Origin of the sequence: Streptomyces sp. NPDC050703, from assembly GCF_040654435.1 — a bacterium.
Lineage (GTDB): Bacteria > Actinomycetota > Actinomycetes > Streptomycetales > Streptomycetaceae > Streptomyces.
In genome coordinates this window covers 1-12,011 of record NZ_JBFAHX010000037.1, presented here as the reverse complement: position 1 = coordinate 12,011, position 12,011 = coordinate 1, and the positions used below count along the sequence as shown (strand labels likewise).

8 protein-coding genes are annotated in these 12,011 nt (G+C 68.3%); 7 read left to right on the top strand and 1 reads right to left on the bottom strand.

Annotated elements, in window-relative coordinates; translation table 11 throughout:
• Window positions 1-66: 66 nt before the first annotated feature.
• A complete protein-coding gene (locus AB0I16_RS27705) occupies window positions 67-372 on the bottom strand; it encodes a hypothetical protein (protein ID WP_363252323.1) in 306 nt (101 codons plus the stop codon).
• Between the two features lie 358 nt (window positions 373-730).
• Here AB0I16_RS27705 and AB0I16_RS27700 point away from each other — a divergent pair, with 358 nt between their 5' ends.
• The 7 genes from AB0I16_RS27700 to AB0I16_RS27670 all read left to right on the top strand — a co-directional run bounded on the left by AB0I16_RS27700 (window position 731) and on the right by AB0I16_RS27670 (window position 11,669).
• Window positions 731-3,136, top strand: a complete 2,406-nt coding sequence (locus tag AB0I16_RS27700; protein ID WP_363252322.1) for an ABC transporter family substrate-binding protein — start codon at window positions 731-733, stop codon at window positions 3,134-3,136.
• A 324-nt stretch (window positions 3,137-3,460) separates the two neighbouring features.
• Window positions 3,461-5,335, top strand: coding sequence for a translational GTPase TypA (typA, locus tag AB0I16_RS27695; protein WP_363252321.1), 1,875 nt, complete (start codon window positions 3,461-3,463; stop codon window positions 5,333-5,335).
• 511 nt (window positions 5,336-5,846) lie between these two features.
• On the top strand, window positions 5,847-7,472 hold the full coding sequence (locus tag AB0I16_RS27690; RefSeq protein ID WP_363252320.1) for an ABC transporter substrate-binding protein: 1,626 nt from the start codon (window positions 5,847-5,849) through the stop codon (window positions 7,470-7,472).
• A gap of 90 nt (window positions 7,473-7,562) precedes the next feature.
• Window positions 7,563-8,492 carry an ABC transporter permease gene (locus AB0I16_RS27685; protein WP_062780897.1) on the top strand — a complete coding sequence of 310 codons (930 nt, stop codon included), beginning with the start codon at window positions 7,563-7,565 and terminating at the stop codon, window positions 8,490-8,492.
• Window positions 8,485-9,444, top strand: coding sequence for an ABC transporter permease (locus AB0I16_RS27680; protein ID WP_363252319.1), 960 nt, complete (start codon window positions 8,485-8,487; stop codon window positions 9,442-9,444). Before AB0I16_RS27685 ends, AB0I16_RS27680 begins: the two co-directional genes overlap by 8 nt.
• A 13-nt stretch (window positions 9,445-9,457) precedes the next feature.
• A complete protein-coding gene (locus AB0I16_RS27675) occupies window positions 9,458-10,519 on the top strand; it encodes an ABC transporter ATP-binding protein (protein WP_363252318.1) in 1,062 nt (353 codons plus the stop codon).
• Window positions 10,512-11,669 (top strand): dipeptide ABC transporter ATP-binding protein, encoded by a 1,158-nt coding sequence (locus AB0I16_RS27670; protein WP_363252317.1) that lies wholly within the window; start codon window positions 10,512-10,514, stop codon window positions 11,667-11,669. The genes AB0I16_RS27675 and AB0I16_RS27670 overlap by 8 nt, the downstream gene beginning before the upstream one ends.
• The last annotated feature ends 342 nt before the right edge of the window (window positions 11,670-12,011 follow it).

Below are 12,011 nucleotides of genomic sequence, written 5' to 3'. Positions count from 1 at the left end.
GGCTCCTTCGTCCTGGCGTACCTCGGGTTGAGGGAGAGAGCTCCAGCGGGGCGGTGGGACGGCGGCTCAGGGAGCGTGCCGGTCGCGCGCGCCGAGGCCCTCGTCGTCGAGGTCCCCGGCGTTCGTCCACAGCGCGGTGTCGTACGGCGTGTCGGAGATGGTCACGAGGTCGGGTCCGCGCGGCGGCACGGGCGGCGTGGCCGACGAGCGCAGCAGGGCGACGCTCTCGCGCAGCCGGTCGGTGTCGGCGCGTACGCGGCGTACGTCGAGGGCCGTCAGTCGGTCGCCGGACTGCTGCTCCAGCCTGGCGACGGTGCGGACCAGATCGTCGACGCAGCGCTGAATGGCCGTCAGTTCATCGTGCAGAGCCATGACTTGCCCTCACTTCGAGTGTGCGGTGGCAACGCTCATGCGGCTGCGAGTGTCGCGCGTCACATCCCGGCTTGTGAAGAGATCTGCACCGATTGCCGGATCGAGGGCGGCGAATGCGCCGGATCACGCTCCGATCGCGTCGAAGACGACCGTTCGCGACCGCCCGCAATCCCCCGGCACCCGTTGGGCCACACGGGTGGCATCCACGCCCCCGCACGCCGCGCCTCCGGCGCGCGGCCGCTCCCGTCCCCTTCAGTGTGGCGATAGATGTGATCAGCTCCATATACCGCCAAACGTGATCAAACCCGGCCCGGTCCCGGTAGTGGCCGGACGAGCCTGGACCCCGGAGGTACCAGCCATGTCCCACGACCGCGTCAGAGTCGGATCTGTCGTGTTCCTCGCGACGGGAGTGCTGGCCCTGCCCGCCCTCGCCGGATGCACCTCGGGCGACCACGGGAGCCGGCCGGCCGCGCGCCAGGACATCGCGCCCGCCACCAGGGACAGGGTCGCCGACGGGGGCACCATGAACTGGGCGGTGGAGGAGCTGCCCGAGACGTTCAACGGCTTCCAGTCCGACGCCGACGCCGGCACCTCGCGCGTCACGGGAGCCGTCCTGCCGTCCCTGTTCCGCCTCGACGCGCGGGGCAGGCCGCAGCGCAACGCCGACTTCCTGGAATCCGCGAAGGTCATCGAGCGCGAGCCCCAGCAGGTCGTCCTGTACAAGCTGAACCAGCAGGCGGTCTGGAGCGACGGCCGGGAGATCGGCGCCGACGACTTCGCGGCGCAGTGGCGGGCGCTGTCCGGCAAGGACCCCGCGTACTGGACGGCGCGGAACGCCGGCTACGACCGCATCGAGAAGATCGAGCGCGGCGCGGACAACCTGGAGGTGCGCGTCACTTTCGCCAAGCCGTACGCGGACTGGCGCTCCCTCTTCTCGCCGCTGTACCCGAAGCAGGTCATGGGCAGCCCCGACTCCTTCAACGACGGGGCCCGCCGCAAGCTGAAGGCGACCGCGGGCCCCTTCGCCGTCACGCGGATCGACCGCAAGGCGGGCACGATGACCCTGGAGCGCAGTCCGCGCTGGTGGGGGCGGCCCGCCAAGCTCAGCAAGCTGGTGCTGCGCGAGGTGCCGCGCGACGAGCGGGCCGAGGCGCTCGTCGAGGGCACCGTCGACCTGGCCGAGGTCGACGCGCCGGAGGCCGAGCGGATCGCCCTCGCCGGCCGCGACAAGGGCGCCCAGGGCCCGCCCGCCCACGGCCCGGGCTCCGACCTCACCCCCGCCAGGGCGCTGCGCTCCTGGGCGATCGCCCACGGCTCCGACGAGGACGCCGCGGAGGCGGAGGTCCAGGCGCGCGAGAAGACCGGCAAGGCCGTCAAGAAGTACGCGGAGGAACAGGCGGGCCTGCGCGGCTACGAGGTCCGCAAGTCCCTCGAACCGGCCTACACCCAGCTCGCCCTCAACGGCTCCGAGGGCCCGCTCGCCGACGACAGGGTGCGCCGCGCGGTGGCCCGCGCCCTGGACCGCGCGGAGCTCGCCGAGGCCGTCCTGAAGCCGCTCGGCCTGCCCGCCGAGCCGGTCGGCAGCCACCTGGCCCTCGCCGGGCAGGAGGCGTACGCGGACAACAGCGGGGCCCTCGGCAGGCAGGACACCGCGGAGGCCCGCGCCCTCCTCGCCGACGCTGGCTGGACGCCGGGCGGCGCCCTGAAGGACAAGCTCAAGGAGCACTCCGAGAAGGCAGAGAAGACCGAGAAAGCCGAGAAGGCAGCGAAGGCCGAGAAGGCCGAGGAGAAGGAGAAGGGCGGCGAGGCCGGCGCCGAGAAGGCGGAGTCGGAGTCGGGGTCGGAGTCGGAGTCGGATTCGGGCACGGGTTCCGGCTCCGAGGCGGACGACGGCACGTACATCGTCGGCGAGGACGACGGGAAGCCCGGCGACAGCCGCGTCCTCGTGCTCGCCCCCGGACCCGCCGCGGCCTACCAGAAGGCCGCGCTGACCCGCCAGGCCGACGTCCTGGAGATGCCGGACGAGACCGACAAGGAGAAGAAGAAGGAGCCGGGCGAGCACACCGAGCACCGGACGAAGGCCGAGGCCAGGGCCGAGAAGGAGACCGGGGCCGCGGCACGTGACCAGGCCAGGGGCGGCGTCCCCGGCGCCTACGCGCCCAAGGGCACCGCGGCCCCCGCCGCCGGCGGCCCGCTCGCCAAGGACGGCAAGCCCCTGACCCTGCGCTTCGTCCTGCCCTCGGGCCACGGCTCGGAGCAGCTGCGCGCGGTGGCCGACCGGATCTCGCGGATGCTGGAGAAGATCGGCGTGCGCACCGAGACGTCGAAGGTCTCCGACGACAGCTTCTTCAAGGACCACATCGCGTCCGGCCAGTACGACCTCGCCCTCTACTCCTGGCCCGCCTCCGCCTTCCCCGCCACCGACGCCCGCCCGATCTACGCCAAGCCGGTCCCCGCCGCGGACGGCTCCCTGAACGTCGAGCAGAACTACACGCGCGTGGGCACCGACCACATCGACCAGCTCTTCGACCAGGCGATGGGCGAGCTCGACGAGGACGTGTCCCTCTCCCTGGTCAGGAAGGCGGACGCCCGCATCTGGGCGGAGGCCGGCTCCATCCCCCTCTACCAGCGCCCCCAGCTCGTGGCGGCCCGGCCGAACCTGGCCAACGCCGGGGCCTTCGGTTTCCAGTCACCGCACTACGAGGACATCGGGTTCCTGAAGCCGGGCGCGCGGCGGCCCGCCGTCCCCGCGCCGAAGTCATGACCAGGTGAGGCGCGAGGGGGCCCACGGCCCGTCCAGGTGACGTACACCATCTCTTCACCGAACTGGTGCTCAGATTCCGCTCAACTCCCTTGCCCGTCGGCCACCCCGGCGGGCAAGGTCATAACCACCCATTGACCTGGTGTTTCACCCCTGAGAGCCGCGTGCCGGGCGCCCGTGAGGAGCCGCCCGGAAACCCCCCGCGGAGGCTGCCTCCGTCCGAGCCCCGTAGAATGGGGTGAGGCCGTGGCGTGTTGTCTGCCCGGCAGGGCACGCGTACCGGACCGTACGCGCCGCCGTCCACTACCCGGGAGAAGCGCAGCTCGTATGCCCACGCGCCATGACATTCGTAACGTCGCCATCGTCGCCCACGTCGACCACGGCAAGACGACCATCGTCGATGCCATGCTCAAGCAGGCCGGCGCCTTCGCCGCCCACGCCGCGGAGTCGCTCGACGACCGCATGATGGACTCGAACGACCTGGAGCGTGAGAAGGGCATCACGATCCTGGCCAAGAACACGGCCGTCAAGTACCACCCCAAGGATGGTGGCGAGCCGATCACCATCAACATCATCGACACCCCCGGCCACGCCGACTTCGGTGGCGAGGTCGAGCGCGGTCTGTCGATGGTGGACGCGGTCGTCCTCCTCGTCGACGCCTCCGAGGGTCCGCTTCCGCAGACCCGCTTCGTGCTCCGCAAGGCCCTCCAGGCCCGGATGCCGGTCATCCTGTGCATCAACAAGACCGACCGCCCGGACTCCCGGATCGACGAGGTCGTCAACGAGACGTACGACCTCTTCCTCGACCTGGACGCCGACGAGGACCAGATCGAGTTCCCGATCGTCTACGCCTGCGGCCGTGACGGCATCGCCTCGCTGACCAAGCCGGAGGACGGCACCGTCCCGGCCGACAGCGACAGCCTGGAGCCGTTCTTCACCGCGATCCTGGAGCACGTCCCCGCTCCGGAGTACGACGAGGAGGCCCCCCTCCAGGCCCACGTCACCAACCTGGACGCCGACAACTTCCTCGGCCGTATCGCGCTCTGCCGCGTCGAGCAGGGCGAGCTGCGCAAGGGCCAGACGGTCACGTGGATCAAGCGTGACGGCACCCAGCAGAACGTCCGCATCACCGAGCTGATGATGACAGAGGCGCTCACCCGCAAGCCGGCCGAGAAGGCGGGCCCCGGTGACATCTGCGCCATCGCCGGTATCGCGGACATCATGATCGGCGAGACCCTGGCCGACCCCGAGAACCCGATCGCGCTGCCGCTGATCACGGTCGACGAGCCGGCGATCTCCATGACCATCGGCACGAACACCTCGCCGCTGGTCGGCAAGGGCGGCAAGGGCCACAAGGTCACCGCCCGCCAGGTGAAGGACCGCCTGGACAAGGAGCTCATCGGCAACGTCTCGCTCCGCGTCCTGGACACCGAGCGCCCCGACGCCTGGGAGGTCCAGGGCCGCGGTGAGCTGGCGCTCGCCATCCTCGTCGAGACCATGCGCCGGGAAGGCTTCGAGCTGACCGTCGGCAAGCCCGAGGTGGTCACCAAGGAGGTCGACGGCAAGGTCCACGAGCCGATCGAGCGCATGACGATCGACTCGCCCGAGGAGCACCTCGGCGCCATCACGCAGCTCATGGCGGCCCGCAAGGGCCGTATGGAGACCATGACGAACCACGGTTCGGGCTGGATCCGCATGGAGTGGATCGTTCCGTCCCGCGGCCTCATCGGGTTCCGTACGGAGTTCCTGACCCAGACCCGCGGCACCGGCATCGCGCACTCCATCTTCGAGGGCCACGAGCCGTGGTTCGGCGAGCTGAAGACGCGCAACAACGGCTCCCTGGTCGCCGACCGCGCGGGCAAGGTCACGCCGTTCGCGATGATCAACCTCCAGGAGCGCGGCGTCATCTTCACCGAGCCCGGCACCGAGGTGTACGAGGGCATGATCATCGGTGAGAACTCGCGCGCCGACGACATGGACGTGAACATCACCAAGGAGAAGAAGCTCACCAACATGCGCGCCGCCTCCGCGGACTCCACGGAGAACGTCGTGCCGCCGCGCAAGCTCTCCCTGGAGCAGTCCCTGGAGTTCTGCCGCGACGACGAGTGCATCGAGGTGACCCCGGAGACCGTGCGCATCCGCAAGGTCGTCCTGGACCAGAAGGAGCGCGGCCGCACCGCCTCGCGCGCCAAGCACAACTGACGTCCGCGCCCCCTCTGCGGGGCGCTCCCCAGGGCCCCGGTAAACCTCCCGGGGCGCCTGTGAGGCGCATGAGGCCGGTTTCCGCCGCTCCCCGAAGGAGCTCGGCGGAAGCCGGCCTCTCGCGTTTCCCCTGGCGGTACGGTGTGGCCACTGCCGCGTGAAGTCGCCCGCGGCAACTCCTTTTCGGGACGGAAACGTCCGGTATCCGGACGTCACTGACCGTTAGATGTGTAACACGTCCGTTTCGCAACCATCTATATCGGATCGGTTTGTCCGGATTTTGGAAGTTGTACGTGCCAGGTGTGATTGAACCGAGACCAAAAGGGTGTGGTCGACCGGTACCTCATGGCTAATAGTTGACCGCGTATAGCTCGGGTCAATGGGTCACGCGCTGTGGGGAGCGCCGACTCACGAGCACACTGGGGTACTCGATCTTCGCCGTCAGGGGTGTCGGCGCGATCACTCGTACCCCCTCTCGTAGTGAACAAGTGGACTCATGAGGAGGAACCCCATGCGTGGTGCCAAGAGCGCCAAGTGGGTCGCGATAGCCGGTGTTGTGGCCCTGGGTGCCACCGCCTGTGGTGGCGGCGGCAGCGACAACGGCAACAGCGGGAAGGTCGACCCCAAGGGGATCGTCAGCTACGCCAACGGTGAGCCGCAGAACGCCCTGCAGCCGTCCAACACCATGGAGGCGTACGGCAGCGTCGTCATCGACGCTCTCTTCACCGGGCTTGTCCACTACGACAAGCAGGGCAACATCACCTACGAGAACGCCGAGTCGGTCACTCCCGACAAGGACTCGAAGGTGTGGACCGTCAAGCTGAAGCAGGGCTGGAAGTTCCACAACGGCGAGGCCGTCACCGCCAAGTCGTACGTCGACGCCTGGAACTGGGCGGCCGACCCGGCCAACGGCCAGCAGAACAGCTCCTGGTACCGCGACATCGTCGGCTACGACGACGTGCACCCGGCCAAGGGCAAGGCCAAGAAGAAGGCCATGTCGGGCCTGAAGGTCGTCGACGAGAACACCTTCACCATCACGCTGAAGAACGGCATCCCGTACTACGCGTACAAGCTGGTCTACAAGCCCTTCTTCCCGCTGCCCTCGGCCGCGCTGAAGGACCCGAAGAAGTACGGCGAGGCGCCGGTCGGCAACGGTCCCTACAAGTTCAAGAGCTGGGACCACAAGAAGTCGATCCAGGTCACCGCCTGGTCCGGCTACAAGGGCGAGGACAAGCCCAAGAACGGCGGCATCAACTTCAAGGCCTACTCCAAGGACACGGCCGCCTACGCCGACCTGAAGTCGGACAACGTCGACACCATGCCGCTGGTGCCGAACAGCGAGATCGCCAACTTCAAGCAGGACTTCGGCGACCGCGCCATCGAGCAGGACTTCTCGGCGATCAACACGATCAACCCCGCCTTCTACACCAAGCAGTGGAAGGACATCGACGTCAAGGTCCTCCAGGGCCTGTCGATGGCGATCGACCGTGACACCATCGCCAAGACCGTGTTCCACGGCACGCGTGAGTCCGCCACCGGCTGGGTCGCCAAGGGCGTCAAGGGCTGGACGAAGGACGCCTGCGGCGAGTACTGCAAGTTCGACCCGAAGAAGGCCAAGGCCTCCATCAAGGCCGGCGGCGGCGTTCCCGGCAACAAGATCTCCATCCAGTACAACGCCGACCAGCCGCACAAGGACTGGGTCGTCGCGGTCTGCAACAGCATCACCAAGTCGACCGGCGTCCAGTGCGTCGGCGACCCGGTGACCGACTTCGCGGCCGACACGGAGATCCGTGACCAGAAGAAGGTCAAGTCGATCTACCGCTCCGGCTGGGTGCTCGACTACCCGTTCAACGGCAACTTCCTGGCCGACCTCTACGGCACGGGCGTCGACGGCAACAAGGGCGGATTCTCGGACAAGAAGTTCGACGATCTGACCGCAAAGGCCGACAAGGCGAAGACGATCGACGAGTCCGCGAAGCTGTACCAGGAGGCCGAGAAGGAGCTGCAGAACAGCTTCCCCGGCATCCCGCTCTGGTACAACAAGACGCTCTCCGCGCACTCGAACAACGTCAAGAACGTCGAGTTCGACCAGGCCGGTGACCCGATCCTCTCCGAGGTCCAGGTCTTCGAGAAGTAGTAGTCGTCGGAGTTCCGTCCGACGTGAAGCGACGCCCGGCGACCCCGGGCGTCGCTTCACGGACGGCTCCGCAATGGACGGAGGCACCACATGGGGCGCTACGTCGCGAGGCGACTGCTCCAGATGATCCCGGTGTTCATCGGGACCACCCTGTTGATCTTCTTGATGGTCAACGTGCTCCCCGGCGACCCCGTAAGGGCGCTGTGGGGCGACAAGCCGCCGGACCCGGCGCAGGTCGCGCAGATCAGGCACGACCGAGGTCTCGACCTGCCGCTCTGGCAGCAGTATCTGCACTACATGGGCGGGCTGCTGCAGGGTGACTTCGGCAAGACCATCGCGGGCAACAGGCCCATTCTCGACGAGATCAAGCAGGCCTTCCCGGTCTCGATGCGCCTCGCCGTCATGGCGTGGACGTTCGAGCTCGTGATCGGCATCGCGCTCGGCGTCCTCGCCGGCGTGAAGCGCAGCCGTCTCGTCGACAACACCGTGACGCTCTTCACGCTCCTCGTGATCTCCGTCCCGATCTTCGTGTTCGGCCTGTTCCTCCAGCTGATCTTCGGCAACGAACTCGGCTGGGTGACACCGACGGTGCAGGACTCGGAGAACTTCCAGCAGCTCCTGCTGCCGGCGCTCGTCCTCGGCCTCGTCGGCCTCGCGTACGTGGCGCGCCTGAGCCGGACCTCCATCGCGGAGAACCGGCAGGCCGACTACATGCGCACCGCCGTCGCCAAGGGGCTGCCGCGGCACCGGATCATCACCCGGCACCTGCTGCGCAACTCCCTGATCCCCGTGGTCACGTATCTGGGCACCGACATCGGCACCCTGATGGGCGGCGCGGTGATCACCGAGGGCATCTTCAACGTGACCGGTGTCGGCAACCTGCTGTTCGACGCGCTGGGCAACCGTGAGGGCGCCGTCATCGTCGGCATCGTGACGGTCCTGGTGCTCGTGTACCTCCTCGCGAGCCTCGTCGTCGACCTGCTCTACGCCGTTCTTGACCCGAGGATCCGTTATGCCTGACCTCACCAAGACCCCGGCCACGGACGAGGCCCACGCCGTGGCGATCGCCGACGCCGACGCCAAGGCCGTGGACGCCGTGGAGGCGGGCAAGCCGCGCAGCCTGTGGGGCGACGCCTGGCGCGACCTGCGCCGCCGGCCGCTCTTCATCGTCTCCGCGCTGCTGATCTTCGTGGTCCTGCTGGTCGCCGCCTTCCCCGGCATGTTCACCAGTGCCGACCCGCGGAGCGGCGACCTGACGAACCACTTCCTGGAGAAGCCGAACTTCGGCCACTTCTTCCAGCCGGACTGGTTCGGCTACGACCGCCAGGGCCGCAGCATCTACGCCCGCGTGGTCTACGGCGCCCGCAACTCGATCGTGGTCGGCTTCGGCGTGACCATCCTGGTCACCGTCTTCGGCGGCCTGGTCGGCATGCTGGCCGGATACTTCGGCGGCTTCATCGACAGCCTGCTCTCGCGCCTCACGGACGTCTTCTTCGGCATCCCGTTCCTGCTCGGCGCGATGGTCGTCCTGAACGCCTTCACCGAGCGGAACGTCTGGGTCATCACCGGCGCCCTCGCCTTCCTGGGCTGGACGCAGATCGCCCGCGTGATGCGCGGCGCGGTGATCACCACCCGGCACGCGGACTACGTCATGGCGGCCAAGGCACTCGGCGCGGGCACCAAGCGCATCCTGTTCCGGCACATCCTGCCGAACGCGATCGCTCCGGTCATCGTCATCGCCACCATCGCCCTGGGCACGTACATCGTCGCGGAGTCGACGCTGTCCTTCCTGGGCCTCGGCTTCGGCGGCGACGCGCTCTCGTGGGGCGGGGACATCTCCGACGCCCTGGCCGACATCCGCAACAACCCGCACACGCTGTTCTTCCCGGCAGGAATGCTGAGCATCACGGTGTTGGCGTTCATCATGATGGGTGACGCCGTACGCGAAGCCCTCGACCCGAAGCTGCGCTGAGGGAGGCGTAAACGTGACCAGCATCGACATCAAGGAAGACTCGATCCCCGCCCCCCGCTCGGGCGAGGAGAAGAGCGGCCGCCTCCTGGACGTGAAGGACCTGCACGTCGAATTCCACACCCGCGACGGTGTGGTCAAGGCGGTCAACGGCGTCAACTACAGCGTGGACGCGGGCGAGACGCTCGCCGTCCTCGGCGAGTCGGGTTCCGGCAAGTCCGTGACCGCCCAGGCCATCATGGGCATCCTCGACATGCCCCCCGGCAAGATCCCGCAGGGCGAGATCGTCTTCCGCGGCCAGGACATGCTGAAGATGTCCGGCGAGGAGCGCAGGAAGATCCGCGGCCGCAAGATCGCCATGATCTTCCAGGACGCGCTCTCCTCGCTGAACCCCGTCCTCTCGGTGGGCTACCAGCTCGGCGAGATGTTCCGGGTGCACGAGGGCCTGAGCCGCAAGGAAGCCAAGGCCAAGGCCGTCGAGCTGATGGACAAGGTCAAGATCCCGGCCGCCAAGGAGCGGGTGAACGACTACCCGCACCAGTTCTCCGGCGGTATGCGCCAGCGCATCATGATCGCGATGGCGCTCGCCCTGGAGCCCGACCTGATCATCGCGGACGAGCCCACCACGGCGCTCGACGTGACGGTCCAGGCCCAGGTCATGGATCTGCTCGCGGAGCTGCAGCGCGAGTACAACATGGGTCTGATCCTCATCACCCACGACCTCGGCGTCGTCGCCGACGTCGCGGACAAGATCGCGGTCATGTACGCGGGCCGCATCGTCGAGACGGCACCGGTCCACGAGCTGTACAAGCGCCCCGCGCACCCGTACACCCGTGGCCTCCTCGACTCGATCCCGCGCCTGGACCAGAAGGGCCAGGAGCTCTACGCGATCAAGGGCCTGCCGCCCAACCTGCTCAAGATCCCCAGCGGTTGTGCGTTCAACCCGCGCTGCCCCAAGGCGCAGGACGTCTGCCGCACGGAGATCCCGGCCCTGGTGCCGGTCACCGAGCGGGACGGCACGGAGCTGCCGGGCCGCGGCAGCGCGTGCCACTTCTGGAAGGAGACGATCCATGGCTGAGCCGAAGAAGCTCTCGAAGTCCGACGAGCCGCAGGACGCGACGCCGAACGTCTCCGAGGTGGAAACGGTCGACGCCGCCACCGAGACCGAGGCCGTCGCGGCCATCGAGGCCCCGGTGGAGCGCGGCGAGCCGATCCTCCAGGTCCGCAACCTGGTCAAGCACTTCCCTCTCACCCAGGGAATCCTGATCAAGAAGCAGATCGGCGCGGTCAAGGCGGTCGACGGCATCTCCTTCGACCTCTACCAGGGCGAGACGCTGGGCATCGTGGGCGAGTCCGGCTGTGGCAAGTCCACGGTCGCCAAGCTCCTGATGACCCTGGAGCGGGCCACGGCCGGCGAGGTCTTCTACAAGGGCCAGGACATCACCAAGCTGACGGGCCGTGCCCTGAAGGCGGTCCGCCGCAACATCCAGATGGTGTTCCAGGACCCGTACACGTCGCTCAACCCCCGTATGACGGTGGGCGACATCATCGGGGAGCCCTTCGAGATCCACCCCGAGGTGGCCCCGAAGGGTTCGCGCCGGCAGAAGGTCCAGGAGCTCCTGGACGTCGTCGGCCTGAACCCGGAGTACATCAACCGCTACCCGCACCAGTTCTCGGGCGGTCAGCGCCAGCGCATCGGCATCGCGCGCGGTCTGGCCCTCAACCCCGAGATCATCATCTGCGACGAGCCGGTCTCGGCCCTGGACGTCTCCGTCCAGGCCCAGGTCATCAACCTGATGGAGAAGCTCCAGGACGAGTTCAACCTGTCCTACCTCTTCATCGCGCACGACCTGTCGATCGTCCGGCACATCTCGGACCGCGTGGGCGTGATGTACCTCGGCAAGATGGCGGAGATCGGCTCGGACGAGCAGATCTACGACCACCCGACGCACCCGTACACGCAGGCGCTGCTCTCCGCGGTCCCCGTCCCGGACCCGGAGGCCCGCGAGGGCCGCGAGCGGATCATCCTCACCGGCGACGTCCCGTCCCCGGCCAACCCGCCGTCGGGCTGCCGCTTCCGCACCCGCTGCTGGAAGGCGGAGGACAAGTGCGCCAAGGAGGTCCCGCTCCTCGCGATCCCCGAGCGCTTCAAGGGCCAGGACACGCCTGCGGCGCACGAGTCGGCGTGCCACTTCGCGGAGGAGAAGAACGTGGTGACGGCGGCGTGATCCGCTTGCCACGGTCCTTCGGCCGTACGTGACCCAGGGCGCCCCCGGCCGATTCCATTCGGCTGGGGGCGCTCTCATGTCTGCGGGCGGCTTCGGTGGCCGGGGGTGTTGTCTGGTTGCCGGGGCCGCCCGGTTCTCCGGCAGTGTGGGCTCCCCCGGGTGGGGGCCGCCGGCTTCGGTGGGCCGGGGGCGTTGCCTGGTTGCCGGGGCCGCCCGGTTCTCCGGAAGTGTGGCGGTTCCGCCCCGTCAGTAAAGGGCGCTCCCTGTCGGTCGCGTCGGCTGCGCCGATTCCGCTTTCGCTCCACCCTTGACTGGCGGGGCTCCACCGCGAAGCTGCCATTG